Source organism: Pseudomonas sp. 05N36, from assembly GCF_056397385.1.
The window spans coordinates 1-19485 of the sequence record NZ_JBFTNH010000036.1 but is presented as its reverse complement, the minus strand read 5'-3'; the positions used below and the strand labels follow the sequence as shown (position 1 = coordinate 19485).

The following is a 19485-nucleotide window of genomic DNA, read 5'->3' as shown; positions in this document are numbered from 1 at the left end:
TCGGCCTTGCCGATGAATTCCTTATTGGCGCTTTTGGGTAGAAGGGGTGGGACGAAGTCTCCCACGGTCTGTACTGGCTAGAGTCAGAATCGGGCTTTTAGTCCCACCCACCCCTTCAAGTCTAAACATACAAGCGGGCTTGCTCGCGATGGCGTCAGTTCAGGCGACGCGGATCTCAACCCGCGACATGATAGGGATTCCTCGGATCATGATCCCAGTCCAGAAACGGTTTCCCGTTATCGACCGGCACCATCGCGATGCAGTCCTGTACCGGGCAGGTGATCTGGCACAGGTTGCAGCCCACGCACACGTCGTCGATCACTTCATATTTGTGGGTGCCATCCGCTTGTTTCAGGCTGGCGATGGCCTGGTGCGAGGTGTCTTCGCAGGCGATGTGGCAACGGCCGCAACCGATGCAGGCTTGCTGGTCGATCTTGGCGATCACTTGATAGTTGATGTCCAGGTATTTCCAGTCCGTGGTATTGCCCACCGCACGCCCGGAAAAATCCTGCACGCTTGAGTAGCCTTGGCTGTCCATCCAACGCGACAGCCCGTCCTTCATCTCCTCGACGATCCGAAAGCCATGCAGCATCGCCGCTGTGCACACCTGCACTGCGCCACTGCCCAGCGCCATGAATTCAGCTGCGTCACGCCAACTGCCGATTCCGCCGATGCCACAAATGGGCAGGCCTCGGGTCTGCGGGTCACGGGCGATTTCGGCGACCATATTCAACGCAATCGGTTTGACCGCTGAACCGCAGTAACCGCCGTGGGTGCTTTGGCTGCCGACCATCGGATGCGCAACCATGCGATCCAGGTCGATGCTGGTGATCGAGTTGATGGTGTTGATCAGCGACACCGCATCGGCGCCACCACGATGGGCCGCTCGGGCGGCGACGCGGATGTCGGTGATGTTTGGCGTGAGCTTGACGATCACCGGCAGCGAGCAATAGGTCTTGCACCAGCGGGTGACTTGCTCGACGTATTCCGGCACCTGGCCCACTGCCGCGCCCATGCCACGTTCCGGCATGCCGTGGGGGCAGCCGAAGTTCAGCTCGATGCCATCGGCGCCCGTGGCTTCTACCAGCGGCAGGATGTTTTTCCAGGACTCCTCAACGCAAGGCACCATCAGCGAAACGATCAAGGCGCGATCCGGCCAGTCTTTTTTGACTTGGGTGATTTCCCGCAGATTGATTTCCAGCGAGCGGTCAGTGATCAGCTCAATGTTGTTGATGCCCATGACTTCACGGTTGGCGCCAAAATGCGCGGAGTAGCGCGACGAGACGTTGACCGCCGCCGGGTCTTCACCCAGGGTTTTCCAGACCACCCCACCCCAGCCGGCCTCGAACGCTCGGACCACGTTGTAGGCCTTGTCGGTGGGCGGCGCGGAGGCCAGCCAGAACGGGTTGGGGGCTTTGATGCCGGCGAAGACAATCGAGAGATCGGCCATTTACGCAGCCTCCACGTTGAGCATGAGTTGGGCATGGATCGCTTCAGCGGCGAGTTTGCCGTGCTGCACAGCCTGCACGGTGAGGTCCTGATCGAGGCTGGTGCAATCGCCACCGGCATAGACGCCGGGGATGCTGGTGCGCATCTGCTCATCCACCTGAATTCGGTCACCCTGGCGTTTCAACTCGCGGGCCAGCGGATCGCTCAGCGCGCTGTCGTCGAATTTTTGGCCGATGGCTTTGAAGATTGCGTCGGCGGCCAGCTCGAAGGTGTCCTCGGTGCTGATCAACCGGCCATTGTCCATACGTGTGCGGGCGAAACGCATGCCACGCACCTGGCCTTTTTCGTCGAGCAAGACCTCCTGCGGTTGCGCCCAGGTCATCAGCCGTACCTGGTTGGCCTTGGCGATGTTCTGCTCATGAGCGGTTGCGCCCATATCCTCAAGGCCACGGCGGTACACCAGATTCACGTCATGCGCACCGAGACGGGCCATTTGCACGGCCATGTCGATTGCCGTGTTACCGGCGCCGAGGACGATGCAATGATCGGCCAGCGGCAATTGGCTCAGGTCATCGGCCTGGCGCAGTTCGCGAATGTAATCGGTAGCGGCCAGCAGCCCCGGGGCGTCTTCGTCAGCCAGCCCCAGCTGTTTGCTGGCGGCCAGGCCAAGGCCGAGGAATACCGCGTCGAACTGCTGATGCAGTTCGCTGAGGCTCAGGTTCTCGCCGAGTTTTTGCCCGTGGCGGATTTCGATACCGCCGATTTCCAGCAGGAAATCCAGTTCGCGCTGGGCAAAGTCATCCACCAGTTTGTATTTGGCGATCCCGTATTCGTTGAGGCCACCGGCCTTTTCCCGCGCCTCGAAAATCACCACCTCGTGGCCATGCATGGCGCTGCGGTGTGCGCAGGACAAACCGGCAGGCCCGGCACCGACCACGGCAATCCGTTTGCCGGTGGCCGCTGCGCGTTGGAACGGGTGTTCGCGAAAGTGCGCATTGTCGATGGCGTAGCGCTGTAACAGACCGATCAGTACCGGCGCGCATTCCTCGGCGTTGTTGCGCACGCAGGCGTGCTGGCAAAGGATTTCTGTCGGACAGACCCGGGCGCAACTGCCGCCCAGGATGTTCGCCGAGAGGATGGTTTGCGCAGCGCCCTGGACGTTCTCTTGATGGATGTTGCGAATGAACGACGGGATATCGATGTCGCTCGGGCACGCGTTGACGCAGGGCGCGTCATAGCAATACAGGCAGCGCGAGGCTTCCAGATGTGCCTGACGGTCGTTGAGCGGCGGCGCCAGGTCGGTGAAATGGCCGGCGAGGGTGGCCGCATCCTCGGCAGGATGGGGCAAGTGGCTCAGGGTCTTGATCACGGTGTTGGCCTCACGGTTATTTGAGGTACTGCCTCTGATGGGCATTGTTTTTTGTAGTCAGTGATGACGCCATCGCGAGCAGGCTCGCTCCCACAAGGGCACGCATTTCAAATGTGGGAGCGAGCCTGCTCGCGATAGGCCGAAGGCCGCTTTCAGCGTTTCACAGCCGTCGGCTTGTGTTGCTCAGCCCGCTTGCTCAACAGGTCGAACACCGCCGGGTACGCCGGGCGTTCGATGTAGCGCCCGGCACCGCGTTCGGCACGCAGGTCGCCGTCGGCCCAGACCAGTCGACCCTGGCTGATGGTGTGGCTGGGCACACCGTGCACGGTCTTGCCTTCAAAGATGTTGAAGTCGACGTTTTGGTGATGGGTCTTGGCGGAAATGGTCCGCGTACCTTGCGGGTCCCAGAGCACCAGGTCGGCATCGGCGCCGACGCGGATCGAGCCTTTGCGTGGGTAGAGGTTGAAGATTTTTGCGGTGTTGGTAGAGGTCAGCGCAACGAAATCCTGCATCGACAGGCGCCCGGTGTTGACCCCTTCATCCCACAGCACCGCCATGCGATCTTCGATGCCGGCCGTGCCGTTGGGGATTTTGCTGAAGTCGTCACGGCCCGCAGCTTTCTGTTCGGCGCAGAAACAGCAGTGATCGGTGGCGGTGGTGTGCAGGTTGCCCGATTGCAGGCCATGCCAAAGTGCTTCCTGGTGGCCGCGCGGACGGAAGGGTGGGCTCATCACATAGCCGGCGGCGGTTTGCCAGTCCGGGTGCTGGTAGACACTGTCATCCAGCAGCAAATGCCCGGCCAGCACCTCGCCGTAGACCGGTTGGCCCTTGCTGCGGGCGTAGGTGATTTCATCCAGCGCTTCCTTGGTCGAGACGTGGACCAGGTACAGCGGCGTGCCAAGTGTTTCAGCGATACGGATCGCCCGGCTCGCGGCTTCACCTTCAACCTGGGACGGTCGCGACAGCGGGTGCGCTTCAGGCCCGGTGATGCCTTGGGCCATCAGCTTGCGCTGCAGGTGATAGACCAGCTCGCCGTTTTCCGCGTGCACGGTCGGCACGGCACCGAGCTCCAGACAGCGCTCGAAGCTGGCGACCAGCGTGTCGTCGGCGGCCATGATCGCGTTTTTGTACGCCATGAAATGCTTGAAGCTGTTGACCCCATGGTGGCTGACCAGCTCGGCCATTTCTTCGCGAACCTGTTCGCTCCACCAGGTGATGGCAACGTGGAAGCCGTAGTCGGAGGCTGATTTCTCAGCCCAGCCACGCCACTGATGGAAAGCTTCCAGCAGCGATTGCTGCGGATTGGGAATCACGAAATCGATGATCGACGTGGTACCACCCGCCAGACCCGCCGCCGTGCCGCTGAAAAAGTCTTCGCTGGCCACGGTGCCCATGAAGGGCAGTTGCATGTGCGTGTGCGGGTCGATGCCGCCGGGCATCAGGTATTGACCGCTGCCGTCGAGCACTTCGCAGCCGGCGGGAGTGTCGAGGTTGTTGCCGATGGCTTTGATCACGCCGTCGGCGCACAAGACATCGGCGCGATAACTTTCATCATGGGTAATAACGGTGGCGCCACGGATCAACAGAGACATTCCGAGTTCCTCGCAGGCTTGACTGGCTTATGCCGGTTCTAAGTGTTTTATATGTAGCAGGCTAAGGAAGTTGTATTCCTGTCAGCGCTGTCAGGAATAAACGCTAGCTGGAGATATCGGATTGGGCAAGAATATTTTTTATAAGCTTATATCGATATTAACTTATTGAAATTAAACGATTAAAAGTGCAAATCACCAAAATGGTGAGGTCTCTCACCATTTTGACGCACTTGACAGGATCGAAATATGGTCAAGATTTCCTATGTGAAATCAGCTATTTGAGGTGCGCCTGTGGCTGACAGAAAAAATACAAAATAAATGTAACGCACCAGATTGAGCCCTGACGGCTCGGACAACTTGCCCGGCATTTTGCCTGAGTGCTCGGACAAGTCTTCGCGGGCTTGATTGTTGTTTGAATAAAACTGATGAACATCAGTTGTTTACATGGATTTTACCGACGCGCAAAGGTCGTCAGCAAAGCCTCCGGCATGCTTATTGATTGCTGCCGCTGACACCTTGGCCGGTCGGTAAAAGTCGTAAGTTCTCCGGCCATCGTCCGGCTCGTGGTTTAACCGCAGGCCAGCCCGATGAGCAAAATAATCAAAAAAACAGTGGAGCGGCCATGCAACAGAACAGATCGCAAGTCACCGAGCGCCAAGGGTTGTACGAGCTGGATGCCGGCAGTGACGTCCTCGACAGTCCCCGGTACAACCACGACATTGCGCCGACCAAGGTGCACGAACGAACCTGGAACAAATGGCACATCACCGCGTTGTGGATCGGCATGTCGGTGTGCGTGCCGACCTACACCCTTGGCGGGGTGCTTACCGCGTACTTTGGCCTGAGCGTTGGCGAAGCGCTGCTGGCGATTCTGCTGGCCAACGTCATCGTGCTGATTCCTCTGACCCTCAACGCCTTTGCGGGCACCAAGTACGGGATTCCGTTTCCGGTGTTGCTGCGTTCCTCGTTCGGGGTGATCGGTTCCAACGTGCCGTGCCTGATTCGCGCGCTGGTGGCCTGCGGCTGGTTCGGTATCCAGACGATGTTTGGCGGGCTGGCGATTCACCTGTTTCTCGGCTCGGTTTTCGAGGGCTGGAAATCTCTCGGTGGCACCGGCGAAGTGATCGGCTTCATGATGTTCTGGACGCTGAACCTGTGGGTGGTGCTGCGCGGTGCCGAGTCGATCAAATGGCTGGAAACGCTCTCGGCACCGCTGCTGGTGGCGGTGGGGCTGGGCCTGCTGGTCTGGGCCATGCCGAATGTGTCGCTGACCGAGTTGCTGGCCCAGCCACCGAAACGTCCTGAAGGCGCCAGCGTGACCGGTTACTTCCTGGCCGGGCTGACCGCGATGGTCGGGTTCTGGGCGACCTTGTCACTGAACATCCCGGACTTCAGTCGCTACGCCAAAAGCCAGAAAGACCAGATCCTCGGACAGATTTTCGGTTTGCCGCTGACCATGTTCCTGTTCGCCTCGCTCGGGGTGGTAATGACTGCCGCGTCGGCGAAACTGGTGGGTGTGACTGTCTCCGATCCGGTCAGCCTGATCGGGCATATCCAGAGCCCGGTGTGGGTGGCGTTCGCCATGGCGCTGATCATTATTGCGACGCTGTCGACCAACACGGCCGCCAACATCGTTTCGCCGACCAACGACTTCCAGAACCTTGCGCCTAAACTCATCAACCGCACCAAGGCGGTGATGTTGACCGGTCTGGTAGGGCTGGCGCTGATGGGCCACGAACTGCTGAAGAAGCTTGGGCTGATCGTCTCCAATGTCAGTCTGGAAACGGTCTATTCCAACTGGTTGCTCGGTTATTCGAGCCTGCTCGGGCCGATCGCCGGGATCATGGTGGTGGACTATTTCCTGATCAAGAAACAACAGCTGGACCTGGCTGGCCTGTACCGCGACGACGTGTACCCGGCGTGGAACTGGAACGGCTTCATCGCCTTCGGCGTGCCGGTGGTGTTGACCTTGCTGTCGCTGGGCAGCGATGCCTTCAGCTGGTTCTACAGCTACGGCTGGTTCACTGGCTCGGCCCTTGGCGGGCTGATGTATTACGGGTTGTGCGCAATGCGTACTAGCCCGGCTGTTGTGAAGTCTCCGGTGTGACGGATGGCCTCATCGCGAGCAGGCTCCCACAGTGGATCTCCAGTGTTCACAAAACCCTTGTGGGAGCGAGCCTGCTCGCGATGAGGGCCTAAAATTCACCAACGATTTGCCTGAGAAAACCCATAACAATTGCCTGAAGGAGATCACCATGAACGCTGCCGTAGACGTTCTGCAGTCCAGCCATCAGCACATCGACCGTGACCGGCTCTGGCAGTCGCTCATGGAGCTGGCCAAACTCGGTGCCACGGTCAAGGGCGGTGTCTGTCGCCTGGCCCTGACCGACCTTGACCGCCAGGCCCGCGACATTTTTGTCAGGTGGTGCGAGGAGGCGGGCTGCACGGTGAGCATCGACGCCGTCGGCAACATCTTCGCCCGCCGCGCCGGGCGCAATCCGCAACTGCCACCGGTGATGACTGGCAGCCACATCGACACCCAACCCACCGGCGGCAAGTTCGACGGCTGCTTCGGCGTGCTGGCCGGCCTCGAAGTGCTGCGCACCCTCAACGACCTGGGCGTGGAAACCGAGGCGCCGCTGGAAGTGGTGGTCTGGACCAACGAAGAAGGCTCGCGCTTCGCCCCGTGCATGATGGGCTCCGGGGTGTTTGCCGAGAAATTCACCCTCGAGGAAACGCTGGCCAAGACCGACGCCAGCGGCGTGACCGTGGGCGAGGCGCTGAACGCCATCGGCTATGCCGGTCCGCGTAAGGTCAGTGGTCACGCAGTCGGTGCCTACTTTGAAGCGCACATCGAACAAGGGCCGATTCTGGAAGACGAGCGCAAGACCATTGGCGTGGTGATGGGCGCGTTGGGGCAGAAGTGGTTCGACCTGAAACTGCGCGGCGTCGAGGCCCACGCCGGGCCAACGCCGATGCATTTGCGCAAGGATGCATTGGTCGGTGCCGCCGCAATCGTCGCCGCCGTAAACCGTACCGCGCTTGGTCATCAACCTCACGCCTGCGGCACCGTCGGATGTCTGCAAGCCTATCCGGGCTCGCGTAACGTCATCCCCGGCGAAGTGCGCATGACCCTGGACTTCCGTCATCTTGAACCGGCCCGGCTGGATTCGATGATCGCCGAGGTCCGGCAGGTGATCGACAGCACCTGCGATGAGCACGGTCTGACTTACGAACTGACGCCAACTGCCGACTTCCCGCCACTGTATTTCGACAAGGGCTGCGTCGAGGCAGTACGCGGTGCTGCGCAAGGCCTTGGGCTGTCGCACATGGACATCGTCAGCGGGGCAGGGCATGACGCGATCTTCCTCGCCGAGCTGGGGCCGGCCGGGATGATCTTCGTGCCGTGCGAGGGCGGTATCAGCCACAACGAAATCGAAAACGCCACACCGGATGACCTGGCGGCCGGTTGTGCGGTGTTGTTGCGGGCGATGCTGGCGGCTTCGGCGGCGATTGCCAGTGGTGAACTGGCAGCCTGAGGTTTCGCCCCGAATGCGGGGGAGGGGTGTAAGACCTCTCCCCATCCGGACACTGACTTCAATAGTCCATCGCTTTGTCACATTTACGTCATGTCTCTGTGAGATTTTGCGCGATCTGATTATCAGGCAACAACTGCAGCAGGGTGGACGCCCTGTTACGTAATGTGAATATGGATGTGGACATTTGATGTCGATTTACGGAGTTGCGTACGCCCTGGACTTGCCTTGCCCAAGTGAGCGGCACCACAGGCTGGCGGTAGACCTGTCATGAGGGTGGTGACCTCCGGCTCGGCCTATCTGGATATCGATGCTTATGCGTGCTGCATTGCTTATGCCGAATGGCTGAATCTTACCGGCGTCGATGCCAGGGCCGTGAGCAGCGCACAACCCAACGCCAGTGTCTCGGCAACGGTGTTGGGGTGGAACAAACACTTTGATGATTACATCCCGCGAGCCGATGACGAATTTGTGGTGATGGACGTGTCTGACTATCACCACTTCGACCCGATGGTGAAGCTCGATCGGGTGGTGGAGGTGATTGATCATCATCCTGGCTTCGAGACCTATTGGGCTGAAATCCTGGGGCCGAATGCTGACATTCGGCCTATCGGCGCGGCAGCGACTCAGGTTTTCCAGCGCTGGGAAAGCTCGGGCTTGCTGCCTTACATCAGCGCACAGAGCGCGGCGTTGCTGGCTACGGCAATTCTGGATAACACCTTGTGTTTCACCGGATTGCGCAGCACTGATGAGGATCTCAGAGCCTTTGAGGTTCTGAGGCCGCTAGCGGGGTTGGCGTCTGATTGGCCTGAGCGTTACTTTCTCGAATGTCAGGCGGCGATTGAAGCCGACTTGCCGGTGGCTTTGGTCGCGGACCTGAAAATAATGCGGCCGCAGAGCAATTTGCCCCAGGTGTTTGCGCAGATGGCGGTTTGGAACGCCGAGGCTCTTGTACAACAGCACCGATCAGCGATAAGCCGATGGCTCAATGCACAAGGGGATGACTGGATGCTCAACGTCATCAGCATCGGCGAGGCTAAAAGCTACTTACTGGTCGAACCTGTAGTAAGCCAACATAAGCTTAACCGCCTGTTACAGGTCGACTGTCAGGCAGGGCTGGTCGTTGTCGAGCCGCCACTGCTCAGAAAAGAGCTACTGTCGATGGGGCTCGCGCTCAACCGTTGAAAGAAAATGCTTCGGTTCAAGACTAATCCAGGCGATCAGGCGAGGCCGCAAGACATTCGCGGGCTCAACGACGGGTCTGCAAGACGTTGAAAATGAGCATGCCCGCCAGCATGGCAATCACAAACACCCACGCCTGCCAGTGCCCGGTGGGCAGCAGCACCAGTGCCGGGCCCGGGCACATGCCGGCAATGCCCCAGCCGACGCCGAACAGCAGACTGCCACCGATCAGGCGTCGATCCAGTTCACGGCTTACCGGCAGTTGCATGGGTAAGCCCAGCAGCGATGTTTTCTGTTTCATGGCCCAGTGAAACGGCACCCACGCCACGGCAATGGCGCCGATCATGACCAGGGCCAGGGAAGGGTCCCAAAGTCCGGCAATGTCCAGAAACCCCAGCACTTTGGCCGGGTTGGTCATGCCCGACAGTAACAGGCCGATGCCGAACAACAAGCCGGCAACAAACGCAGTCAGTTTTTTCATGTTCAATTTCCCAGCAGATGGCGCAAGACGAACACCGTCGTAAAACCGGTGAACATGAAGCACAGCGTGGCGATGATCGAGCGCGGAGAAAGCCGCGAAACACCGCACACGCCATGACCACTGGTGCAACCTGCGCCATAGCGGGTGCCGATGCCCACCAGCAGCCCGGCGACGATCAGGCCCAGGGTGCCGGTCTTGAACTCGATGCCAGGCTGTCCTGCGAATAGCATCCACAGCACAGGTGCCGCCAGCAATCCGAGGAGGAACAAGGCTTTTTCTCCCGAGGTCKAATCCCTGGGGCCCAGCAGGCTGCCCAACAACCCGCTGATGCCTGCGATACGACCGCTGGCGACCACCCACAGGCCGGCAGCGAGACCGATCAGCGCGCCTCCAGCCAACGCGGACCATGGGGTGAAGTGAAGCGAATCGAACGTCATGACAACTCTCCGGATGGGTAACGGGCGGCACTAAACCACTCTTTTTACCTTGAGCATAGGGCCGTTTTTGAAGACCAAGGGGGTAGGTAATCAACGGGATGTAGACGCCTGCAAGGTCTGTGGGCGTCCAGTCCCGTTTTTGGCCGATGCACTGCCTACAGCCACGCGCGATGGCTTGTTATAGTTCTGAGCTTATTTTCAGCGCCAGCAAGGATCACTGCCATGTCCGAATACCAAGCCTTTCGCGTCGAACTGAGCGACAACATCGCCCATGTGCAGATCAACCGCCCGGAAAAGATCAACGCGATGAATGCGGTGTTCTGGACTGAAATCATCGAGATCTTCCAGTGGATCGATGACACCGATGAAGTCCGCGCAGTGGTGATCAGCGGCGCCGGCAAGCATTTTTCTTCGGGTATCGACCTGATGATGCTGGCTTCGGTGGCCAATGAAATGGGCAAGGACGCGGGTCGCAATGCGCGCCTGTTGCGGCGTAAGATTCTGGCGTTGCAAGCGTCGTTCAACGCTGTCGATAACTGCCGGAAACCGGTGCTGGCAGCGATTCAGGGCTATTGCCTGGGCGGTGCGATCGATCTGATTTCCGCTTGTGACATGCGTTACGCGGCAGAAGACGCGCAATTCTCGATCAAGGAAATCGACATGGGCATGGCCGCCGATGTCGGCACCTTGCAGCGCTTGCCGCGGATCATCGGTGACGGCATGCTGCGCGAACTGGCATACACTGGTCGCACCTTCGGCGCGCAAGAGGCGCGCAGCATCGGCTTGGTCAACCGGGTTTACCCGGACACGACCAGCCTGCTGGACGGGGTGATGGGCATTACCCGTGAAATTGCTGCCAAATCGCCGATTGCGATTGCCGGGACCAAAGAGATGATCAGCTACATGCGCGATCACAGCATCAACGATGGCCTGGAATACATCGCTACCTGGAACGCCGCGATGCTGCAATCCACAGACCTGCGGGTCGCCATGGCGGCGTCGATGAGCAAGCAGAAACCCGAATTTCTGGACTGAGCACACATGACTTCACGCTGGACCACTGCAGTACTCGACACCGACTTGCCCGGCGGCTGGGCCGTGGCCCGCAGCCCGGAAGGTTTTTTGTTCGACGATAATGGCGCGCTGTTTCCGCGGGAATGGCTGAAGCGTCAGGACCTGTCGATTCTCGCCGAGCACGGCATCGGTTATCTCGACGGTGAGCCGGTGTATTTGCTGGAGCTCAAGGCTCACAGCGAAGTGCCGGGCTGCAACTGGAAAGGCCTGCGGGCGTTCATGCTCGATGGCGATCACACGGTTTATAAAGTGCTGGGTTATGCCGCGCAAGTCGGCACCTGGGCGCGCGAGCACCGGTTTTGCGGCAACTGTGGCCAGCGCATGACGCAGGTGCCGCGTGAGCGGGCGATGTACTGCGAACCTTGTGATTTGCGTTTTTATCCGCGGATTTCACCGAGCATGATCGTGTTGATCACCCGCGGTGACGAAATCCTGCTGGCGCGCTCGCCGCGCTTTGTTCCAGGCGTCTATAGCACTCTGGCGGGTTTTGCCGAGCCCGGGGAGTCAGCCGAGGATTGCCTGATTCGTGAAGTGCGTGAAGAGGTGCAGATCGAGGTCAGGAACATCCAGTACCTGGGCAGCCAGTGCTGGCCGTTCCCGCATTCGATGATGCTTGGGTTTCATGCCGAATACGCCAGTGGCGAGATCGTGCCGCAAGCCGACGAGATCGAAGACGCCCAGTGGTTCAACATTCATGCGCTGCCGCCGTTGCCGGCGGGGCGCTCGATTGCCCGCTACCTGATCGACATTTATGTGGCGCGACGCTTAGGCCATGCTGAACCAGTGTTGCCAGGCTAGACGCACGGTCAAGCCCAGCACCACGGTGATGAATACCGGGCGAATGAACTTCGCCCCACCGCTGATGGCGGTGCGTGCCCCAAAGAATGCACCGACCATCACCGACAGGCCCATGCTCAGGCCGATGATCCAGTCCACCTGCCCGGAAAAGATGAACACCGACAGCGCCGCGATGTTGCTGACGAAGTTCATGCTGCGTGCCACGCCACTGGCCTTGACCAGGTCGATGGGGTAGAGCAGCAGGCTGCTCACGGTCCAGAAGGCGCCAGTGCCTGGACCGGCCACGCCGTCGTAGAAACCCAGGCTGAAACCCTGGCTCGATTGCCACTTCTTCTTGATGGGGGCGTCGCTGTCCAGCGGCGCTTTCGGCGTGCCGCCAAACAGCAGATACACACCGCAGGCGAAGACGATCACCGGGAGCATCTTGTTCAGCCATTCGGCCGGCAGGTAGTGCGCAACGATTGCGCCTGTCAGTGCGCCGACCAGGGTTCCGATAATTGCATGTACCCACTGCCGTGGGTGGAATAGCTTGCGTCGGTAGAAGGTGAAACTGGCTGTGGCCGATCCGAAGGTCGAGCTGAGTTTGTTGGTGCCCAGCACCAGGTGCGGCGGCAAACCGGCAGTGAGCAACGCCGGGGTGGTCAGTAGACCGCCGCCACCGGCAATGGCATCGATGAAACCGGCAATGAACGCGACGATGGCCAAAATGGCCAGAGTGGTGAGGTCTACGCTGAGTTCGAAAGGCATGGGGTCGACTTATTCGGCGGGGCAGAGGGCGAGGCGGGGCGCCATCTTACCCGTAACTGCGGCCCCCYGCGACCGCCCTGATACCGGGCATGATCGTCCCCACGCAGCATGGGAACGATCAACAACCGGGTTACAAGCCCAGGTCAGAAAGGCCTGGATGATCATCCGGGCGCCGGCCCAGCGGCCAGTGAAACTTGCGCTCGCTTTCCTTGATTGGCATGTCGTTGATGCAGGCGTAACGGTTGGACATCAACCCCTGCTCATCGAACTCCCAGTTTTCATTGCCATACGAGCGATACCAGTTGCCCGAATCGTCGTGCCATTCATAGGCGTAACGCACAGCGATACGGTTACCGGTGAAAGCCCAGAGTTCCTTGATCAGCCGGTAATCCAGTTCCTTGGCCCATTTGCGTGTCAGAAAAGCCTTGGCTTCCTCCCGGTTGTTGGCGAACTCGGCGCGGTTACGCCATTGGGTATCCAGGGTGTAGGCCAGGGATACCCGTTGTGGGTCTCGGGAGTTCCAGCCGTCTTCGGCCAGGCGAATCTTTTCATTGGCTGACTCACGCGTGAACGGCGGAAGTGGCGGACGAACTTCGGCATTAGATGACATTTAAAGTCTCCAGGGAAAGTGAGTGTTAAAACAGCCAGTTGATCTTGCTTGAACAGTTACAGGCCCAATAGCTTTCGCGCCATGCATTGCGCATTATCGGCGGCACTGTGATCGCCCATGACAAGCGCAACAGTAATGGCGCCATCGATCAGGATCAGCAGCTGTTTGGCCAACGTCTCCGGGTCGTGTACGCCATGTTCGGTACAGAGCTCGCAGACGTAGTCGAGCAGCTTCTGTTTATGTTCTTTCGCCACCAGGCGCACCGGGTCTTGCGGGTCGCCGGTTTCGCCGCTGGTATTGATAAAGGCACAGCCGCGAAAGCCTTCGCTGGCGAACCAGCCCTTGAGCACGGTGAACAGGTTGAGCAGCCGCTCGGCCGGGGTCGGGGCCTTGTTCACCTCGGTTTTGAACCAGTTCGTCCAGCGCACGTCGCGCCGCTGCAAAGCCGCGACAGTCAACTCCTCCTTGTTGGCAAAGTAGCGGTAAATACTTTTTCTGGAGACGCCGGCGGTTTTCACCAGGAGATCCATGCCCGTGGCAGCAATGCCACTTTTATAGATCAACTTTTCGGTGACATCCAGAATGATGTCGCGTGTGTCGTTGCGAGTGATTTCGTTCATGCGGCAAAGAGTAGAACGATCATTCTTCTTGGTCAAGCGGGTGCTGTGAGTGCATGTTGAATTGGCATCGCGAGCAGGCTCGCTCCCACAGGGGGCCGCATTTCAAATGTGGGAGCAGCCGGTCGACGCTCGATTGCTCGCGATGAGGCCATTACAGACAGCAACAAGACCCGAGCAGATCCATGGTGTAAGCTCTCGGTTCTTCGGATTCGACCTTTTTGCGAGCCCTATGCCGTCGCTTTTCAAACGCTCTCTACTGCCCAAGCTGCGCAGTTTTCCGCTGACCGCCGAGGCGGTCTCCATTCTTTCTGGCGCTGCCGAGTTCCGTCGTTGCCTGCTGGAGAAAATTGCCCAGGCGACCCAGCGCATCTACATCGTCGCGCTTTACCTGCAGCACGACGAAGCGGGACAGGAAATCCTCGATGCCTTGCACGCTGCCAAAGCTGCGCGCCCGGAACTGGACGTGGTGGTGGTGGTTGACTGGCTACGGGCGCAGCGCGGTTTGATCGGTGCCGGCAAGCAACCGGGCAATTCGGCGTGGTATCAGCAGCAGACTCGCGAACACGCCAGCGAAGTGCCGGTGTATGGCGTGCCGGTGCAAACCCGCGAACTGTTCGGTGTGTTGCACCTTAAAGGCTTCGTGATCGATGACTGCGTGATCTACAGCGGCGCCAGTCTGAATAACGTCTATCTGCACAAGTTCGACAAATACCGTTACGACCGTTATCACGTGCTGCGCAACGGGGCGCTCGCCGACTCCATGCAGCACCTGGTGCAGCACGGCTTGATCGCCTCTAAAGCCGTGCACCGTCTCGACGTGCCAAACCTGCCGACCACCCGCAGTCTGCGCGGCGATATCGGCGACCTGCGCAGCCGTCTCAAGCACGCGGTGTACGACACCACGGCGGGTACGCTGGACAAGGGAGGCCTGTCAGTCAGCCCGCTGCTTGGGGTCGGTAAAAACAACCCGTTGAGCCGGGTGGTCTGCGAGCTGATAGCCTGCACTCAGCATCAGTTGACCATCTGCACACCGTATTTCAACCTGCCGTTGCCGGTGACCCGTGAGATCAACCGGGCGCTGGCACGCGGGGTGAAGATCGACATCATTGTCGGCGACAAGACTGCCAACGACTTCTACATTCCGCCGAGCGAGCCGTTCAAGGTTATCGCCGCGTTACCGTATCTCTATGAAATCAGCCTGCGACGTTTCGCCAAGCGCCATCAGCGGGTGATCGACAGCGGTCAGTTGAACCTGCACCTGTGGCGCGACGGTGACAACACCTATCACCTCAAAGGCATGTGGGTCGACGAACGCTACACCTTGTTGACCGGCAACAACCTCAATCCACGAGCCTTCCGCCTGGACCTGGAAAACGCTTTGCTGATCGACGACCCGAAAGGTGAGTTGCAGGAACCGCGCCGCAGTGAGTTGGCGGAGATTTTCCACAACACCCGCCGCATTGAACGCTATCAGCAGTTGGAAACCTTGCTCGAATACCCGCCGGCGGTGAGCAAGTTTCTGCGTCGGGTCAGCCGGGTACGGATCGAGCGCTTGCTCTACCGCATCCTTTAGCCAAAAACACAAAAGCCCCGTCACATGGACGGGGCTTTTACGTGAAGCTCGTTGCTGGAAACTGCTTAGAACACTACGCCCTGGCTACGCAGGTAGTCATCGTAGGTGCCGCTGAAGTCGATCACGCCGCTTGGGCTCAGCTCGATGATTCGAGTGGCCAGCGACGATACGAACTCACGGTCGTGGCTGACGAAGATCAGTGTGCCCGGGTAGTTTTCCAGCGCCAGGTTCAGCGCTTCGATGGATTCCATGTCCAGGTGGTTGGTCGGTTCGTCCATCACCAGCACGTTCGGCTTTTGCAGGATCAGCTTGCCGAACAGCATGCGACCTTGCTCACCACCAGAGATGACCTTGACCGACTTGAGGATCTCGTCGTTGGAGAACAGCATGCGGCCCAGGGTGCCACGGACCAGTTGCTCACCACCTTGAGTCCAGCGACCCATCCAGTCGAACAGGTTGGATTCATCTTCGAAGTCCGAAGCGTGGTCCTGTGCGTAGTAGCCGATTTCTGCGGCGTCGGTCCATTTCACACTACCGGCATCCGGGCTCAATTCATTGACCAGGGTGCGCAGCAGGGTGGTTTTACCGATACCGTTCGGGCCGATAATCGCCACACGCTCGCCGGCTTCAACGGTGAAGCTGAAGTCCTTGAACAGATTCTTGCCATCGAAACCCTTGGCCATACGCTCAACGATGACCGCCTGACGATGGAGCTTCTTGTTCTGCTCGAAACGGATGAACGGGCTCACGCGGCTCGAAGGCTTGACTTCGGCCAGCTGGATCTTGTCGATCTGCTTGGCACGGGAAGTAGCCTGCTTGGCTTTCGAGGCGTTGGCCGAGAAGCGGCTGACGAACGATTGCAGTTCCGAGATTTGTGCTTTCTTCTTGGCGTTGTCCGAGAGCAGTTGCTCGCGGGACTGGGTCGCCACGGTCATGTACTCGTCATAGTTACCCGGGAACAGGCGCAGCTCGCCGTAGTCCAGGTCAGCCATGTGGGTGCAGACACTGTTCAGGAAGTGTCTATCGTGGGAGATGATGATCATCAGGCTGCTGCGCTGGGTCAGCACGTTTTCCAGCCAGCGGATGGTGTTGATGTCCAGGTGGTTGGTTGGTTCGTCGAGCAGCAGCACTTCCGGATCGGAGAACAGTGCCTGAGCCAGCAGAACGCGGAGTTTCCAGCCTGGCGAAACTTCGCTCATCGGGCCGAAGTGTTGCTCGATGCCGATACCCAGGCCCAGCAGCAGTTCACCGGCGCGCGATTCGGCGGTGTAGCCGTCCATCTCGGCGAATTCGGTTTCCAGCTCGGCGACGGCCATGCCGTCCTCTTCGGTCATTTCCGGCAGCGAGTAGATGCGGTCGCGCTCGGCCTTGACCTTCCACAGCTCTTCGTGACCCATGATCACGGTGTCGATTACGGTGAATTCTTCGTAGGCGAACTGGTCCTGGCGCAACTTACCCAGACGCACGTTCGGCTCGAGCATGACCTGACCGCCGGACGGATCGAGGTCACCACCGAGGATTTTCATGAAGGTCGACTTGCCGCAACCGTTGGCGCCGATCAGGCCATAGCGGTTACCCGCACCAAATTTTACCGAAACGTTCTCGAACAACGGCTTGGCGCCGAACTGCATCGTGATATTTGCTGTGGAGATCAATTACTTTACCTATCAATGGGTTGCGGGCTGCGCATTTGATGCTTGGGCCATTCCTGGGGCATTCTGGAGTTTTTCCATCTCTCCCCAGTCTCCGCTAGAGTTCAGCCAGCGCGCATAAGTCGACAGCAGCATTTGGACGCTGTGTCCAAGCTGTTGAGCAATAAAGGCGGGATTCATGCCAGACATTATGCATATTGTCGCATAAGTGTGACGGCAGTTGTACGGCGGCCGATAACGTGTCGCCAGCTTCTTCAGGGTTGGTCCCCACTGTTTGTGAAGGTCTGAGGTCTGACGGATGTACTGACTCATCTTTGAGGGTGGGAAAACGTACGGAAACTCTTTGATTGAGCCACTCCCAGCTTTCCGCCGCTCAGCGTATTGAGCAGCGTGCAATGCCCGACCGTTAAGCAGGACGTGCCGGTTTTTCTTCGTCTTGGTACGCTCCTTTATGGTCCCTTGCGCGATGGCGCGACAGACATGCACTTGCCGTTTTTCCTTGTCCACGGAGTCCCAGCGCAAAGCAATGATCTCCTGTGGGCGCATTCCGGTGAAGAAAGCGAACTCGAAAAACGCTGCGTAAATCGTGCTCGGCCAATGAGTTGTGCTGTAAACCAGTCTGTTCAACCGCGCCCAGGGCGTGGCCTACACCGACCGCATCGCCGCTTTCTTCACCGGGCAGGGCGTGGTGTTCACTGATCTGCTCAGCAAGGAGGCCGCATGAAGCGCACTCCACTACAGCGCAAAATTCCGCTCACTTCGGGTGGCAACCGCAGAAAGCGCTGCCCGTCATGCCGAGAGATGTTTACACCTGCACGCACCTCGCAAGCCGTATGTGGGGAGATCGAGTGCGCCATCGCTCACAGGCAGTCAGAGAAGGGCCGGGCAACAACACGTAAAGCTCTGGCGGATGTCGAGCGCCGCGAGATCAAGGTCTGCAAGGAAAAGCTGAAGACCCGGGCCGACCACTTGCGCGAAACGCAGGTTGTGTTCAACGAGTGGATCCGGCTGCGTGACGCCGCATTGCCGTGCGTCAGCTGTGGCCGATTCCACGAAGGCCAGTGGCACGCCGGGCATTACAGGACTGTGTGCGAACCCGGAGCTGCGCTTCGAGCCGCTCAATGTCTGGAAGCAGTGCGCGCCGTGCAACAACCACAAGTCAGGCGACATCGTGAATTACCGCATCAAGCTGGTTAAGCGCATCGGCGCCGACAAGATTGCCTGGCTCGAAGGACCGCACGACCCAAAGCGTTACACCATCGAAGACCTGAAGGTCATGAAGGCGGACTACCGGGCAATGATCAGAGAATTGAAGGGGGCAGCATGAAGATCAATTCCGCACGCCAGGCTTGGCATGACTGCAACTACAACCCGGCCCCCGGCCAGACTTCTGATGCCGCTGAGCTTGGGGTGGTGGTGCAGAAGACTGAGCGCGGCCCGACGGCTAACCCGGCGATTCACGGGGCGCTGGCTGGCCACATCCAGTCTGCAATAGCGCGGCTTCACTTTCAGCTGCGCGCCTTCGGCAATGCCATGTACGCAGCCGAGCCAACTGACGATGACCGGGAGGAGGCCGAGGACGCGGTATTCAACTTGGCTTGCTCAAAAGCCGGGCGTATGACGGCCAATAAGAGGGAGCGAGCCGAGTTCGTTGCCAAGGGTGTATTTCGACGGTATCGCTATATGCACCAGGGTGGACAGTCGGCCAACCCTGATCCGCTGATCAAGCCCGAGGTGTTCCGCGCATGGCTGAAAGGGGAGTACGACGTCGAGCTTCCATCCGTGGCCTGGGGCAGGGATTGGGAGCCATTTGTGCAGCTTTGCTTCGATGCTTGTTACGACATTGATGCCCGCGCCTTGAGCCCAATTGGTGGGGTAATTTACAAGATCGTTCGGACTGCGAGTCTTCACACGGAGGGGGCCTATGGAATCCTGGCTTCCGGCATTAAAGCCCCTGCTGGTTACTACGCCGAGAGCAATCCTGTGATCTTGTCGTGCCGAGGTACCGCTCCGGCCGGTGCGGGCTTCCCTGGCGCCGCTACGGTATTGCCCTTTCCTGTGATGATTCCTGCAGGCCAAGGTCTTTGGGCTGCAAACGGTTCTAGTACCGGTTTGGCCTATGTGACCGGGGATCCGCTGCCTTAATCTGCGGACAGGGTAGGCTCATCTTCTGGTGAGTCTACCTGCACCACCATGGAAGACCTGGCCATTGTGCCGGGCTTAATGAGATGGTCAGCCTGACCGAGAAGCCCTGCAGGTTTACGCTTGCAGGGCTTTTCTCGTTTTCGGCGGAGGATCTCTCATGAACACGATGACGCTTCTCGGTATCGACATTGGCAAACATAGCTTCCACCTGCATGGCCAG

General features: G+C 59.2%; 16 protein-coding genes and 3 pseudogenes. 8 read left to right on the top strand and 11 right to left on the bottom strand.

Features of this window, described 5'->3' with window-relative positions:
- Positions 1 to 175 precede the first annotated feature (175 nt).
- The 3 genes from preA to hydA all read right to left on the bottom strand — a co-directional run bounded on the left by preA (position 176) and on the right by hydA (position 4410).
- Positions 176 to 1450, bottom strand: a complete 1275-nt coding sequence (gene preA, locus AC1DIH_RS27700; RefSeq protein WP_477774029.1) for an NAD-dependent dihydropyrimidine dehydrogenase subunit PreA — start codon at positions 1448 to 1450, stop codon at positions 176 to 178.
- Positions 1451 to 2818 (bottom strand): NAD(P)-dependent oxidoreductase, encoded by a 1368-nt coding sequence (locus tag AC1DIH_RS27695; protein WP_477774028.1) that lies wholly within the window; start codon positions 2816 to 2818, stop codon positions 1451 to 1453.
- 152 nt (positions 2819 to 2970) lie between these two features.
- The gene (hydA, locus tag AC1DIH_RS27690) at positions 2971 to 4410 is read right to left on the bottom strand and encodes a dihydropyrimidinase (RefSeq protein ID WP_477774027.1); all 1440 of its coding nucleotides are present in this window, start codon (positions 4408 to 4410) and stop codon (positions 2971 to 2973) included.
- A 622-nt stretch (positions 4411 to 5032) separates the two neighbouring features.
- Between hydA and AC1DIH_RS27685 the strand changes: the two genes are divergently transcribed.
- From AC1DIH_RS27685 to AC1DIH_RS27675, 3 genes are all read left to right on the top strand, one after another.
- Positions 5033 to 6517, top strand: a complete 1485-nt coding sequence (locus tag AC1DIH_RS27685) for an NCS1 family nucleobase:cation symporter-1 (protein WP_477774026.1) — start codon at positions 5033 to 5035, stop codon at positions 6515 to 6517.
- 148 nt (positions 6518 to 6665) lie between these two features.
- A complete protein-coding gene (locus tag AC1DIH_RS27680) occupies positions 6666 to 7949 on the top strand; it encodes a Zn-dependent hydrolase (RefSeq protein ID WP_427539307.1) in 1284 nt (427 codons plus the stop codon).
- A 267-nt stretch (positions 7950 to 8216) separates the two neighbouring features.
- Positions 8217 to 9131, top strand: coding sequence for a DHH family phosphoesterase (locus tag AC1DIH_RS27675; RefSeq protein WP_477774025.1), 915 nt, complete (start codon positions 8217 to 8219; stop codon positions 9129 to 9131).
- A 64-nt stretch (positions 9132 to 9195) separates the two neighbouring features.
- On the opposite strand, the gene AC1DIH_RS27670 is transcribed toward AC1DIH_RS27675, so the two are convergent.
- Positions 9196 to 9609 (bottom strand): DUF6691 family protein, encoded by a 414-nt coding sequence (locus tag AC1DIH_RS27670; RefSeq protein WP_216744098.1) that lies wholly within the window; start codon positions 9607 to 9609, stop codon positions 9196 to 9198.
- A 2-nt stretch (positions 9610 to 9611) separates the two neighbouring features.
- A complete protein-coding gene (locus AC1DIH_RS27665; RefSeq protein ID WP_477774024.1) occupies positions 9612 to 10046 on the bottom strand; it encodes a YeeE/YedE family protein in 435 nt (144 codons plus the stop codon).
- Between the two features lie 222 nt (positions 10047 to 10268).
- Here AC1DIH_RS27665 and AC1DIH_RS27660 point away from each other — a divergent pair, with 222 nt between their 5' ends.
- Positions 10269 to 11081 carry a crotonase/enoyl-CoA hydratase family protein gene (locus AC1DIH_RS27660; RefSeq protein ID WP_477774023.1) on the top strand — a complete coding sequence of 271 codons (813 nt, stop codon included), beginning with the start codon at positions 10269 to 10271 and terminating at the stop codon, positions 11079 to 11081.
- 6 nt (positions 11082 to 11087) lie between these two features.
- Positions 11088 to 11918, top strand: a complete 831-nt coding sequence (gene nudC / locus AC1DIH_RS27655) for an NAD(+) diphosphatase (protein WP_477774022.1) — start codon at positions 11088 to 11090, stop codon at positions 11916 to 11918.
- Here nudC and AC1DIH_RS27650 read toward each other — a convergent pair.
- From AC1DIH_RS27650 to AC1DIH_RS27640, 3 genes are all read right to left on the bottom strand, one after another.
- Entirely contained in the window at positions 11886 to 12665 is a 780-nt protein-coding gene (locus tag AC1DIH_RS27650; RefSeq protein ID WP_477774021.1) for a TSUP family transporter, read from the bottom strand. The genes nudC and AC1DIH_RS27650 overlap by 33 nt on opposite strands.
- 130 nt (positions 12666 to 12795) lie before the next feature.
- Positions 12796 to 13275 (bottom strand): nuclear transport factor 2 family protein, encoded by a 480-nt coding sequence (locus AC1DIH_RS27645; protein WP_477774020.1) that lies wholly within the window; start codon positions 13273 to 13275, stop codon positions 12796 to 12798.
- Positions 13276 to 13331: 56 nt separating this feature from the next.
- Positions 13332 to 13895 (bottom strand): TetR/AcrR family transcriptional regulator, encoded by a 564-nt coding sequence (locus AC1DIH_RS27640; protein ID WP_477774019.1) that lies wholly within the window; start codon positions 13893 to 13895, stop codon positions 13332 to 13334.
- A gap of 229 nt (positions 13896 to 14124) precedes the next feature.
- Here AC1DIH_RS27640 and pssA point away from each other — a divergent pair, with 229 nt between their 5' ends.
- Positions 14125 to 15468, top strand: a complete 1344-nt coding sequence (pssA, locus tag AC1DIH_RS27635) for a CDP-diacylglycerol--serine O-phosphatidyltransferase (protein ID WP_477774018.1) — start codon at positions 14125 to 14127, stop codon at positions 15466 to 15468.
- Positions 15469 to 15533: 65 nt separating this feature from the next.
- On the opposite strand, the gene AC1DIH_RS27630 is transcribed toward pssA, so the two are convergent.
- Both AC1DIH_RS27630 and AC1DIH_RS27625 read right to left on the bottom strand, forming a co-directional pair.
- Positions 15534 to 17123, bottom strand: a complete 1590-nt coding sequence (locus AC1DIH_RS27630) for an ABC-F family ATPase (RefSeq protein ID WP_145021703.1) — start codon at positions 17121 to 17123, stop codon at positions 15534 to 15536.
- Positions 17124 to 17135: 12 nt separating this feature from the next.
- A pseudogene (locus tag AC1DIH_RS27625) lies at positions 17136 to 17735 on the bottom strand (site-specific integrase); the annotation flags it as partial.
- A gap of 105 nt (positions 17736 to 17840) precedes the next feature.
- On the opposite strand from AC1DIH_RS27625, the pseudogene AC1DIH_RS27620 reads away from it, so the two are divergent.
- Positions 17841 to 18447, top strand: a pseudogene (locus tag AC1DIH_RS27620) (recombination protein NinG).
- Positions 18444 to 19022, top strand: a pseudogene (locus AC1DIH_RS27615) (hypothetical protein); the annotation flags it as partial. The pseudogenes AC1DIH_RS27620 and AC1DIH_RS27615, both read left to right, overlap by 4 nt.
- Positions 19023 to 19299: 277 nt before the next feature.
- On the opposite strand, the gene AC1DIH_RS27610 reads toward AC1DIH_RS27615, so the two are convergent.
- On the bottom strand, positions 19300 to 19485 hold a 186-nt coding region (locus AC1DIH_RS27610), incomplete at its 5' end, for a hypothetical protein (RefSeq protein ID WP_477774017.1).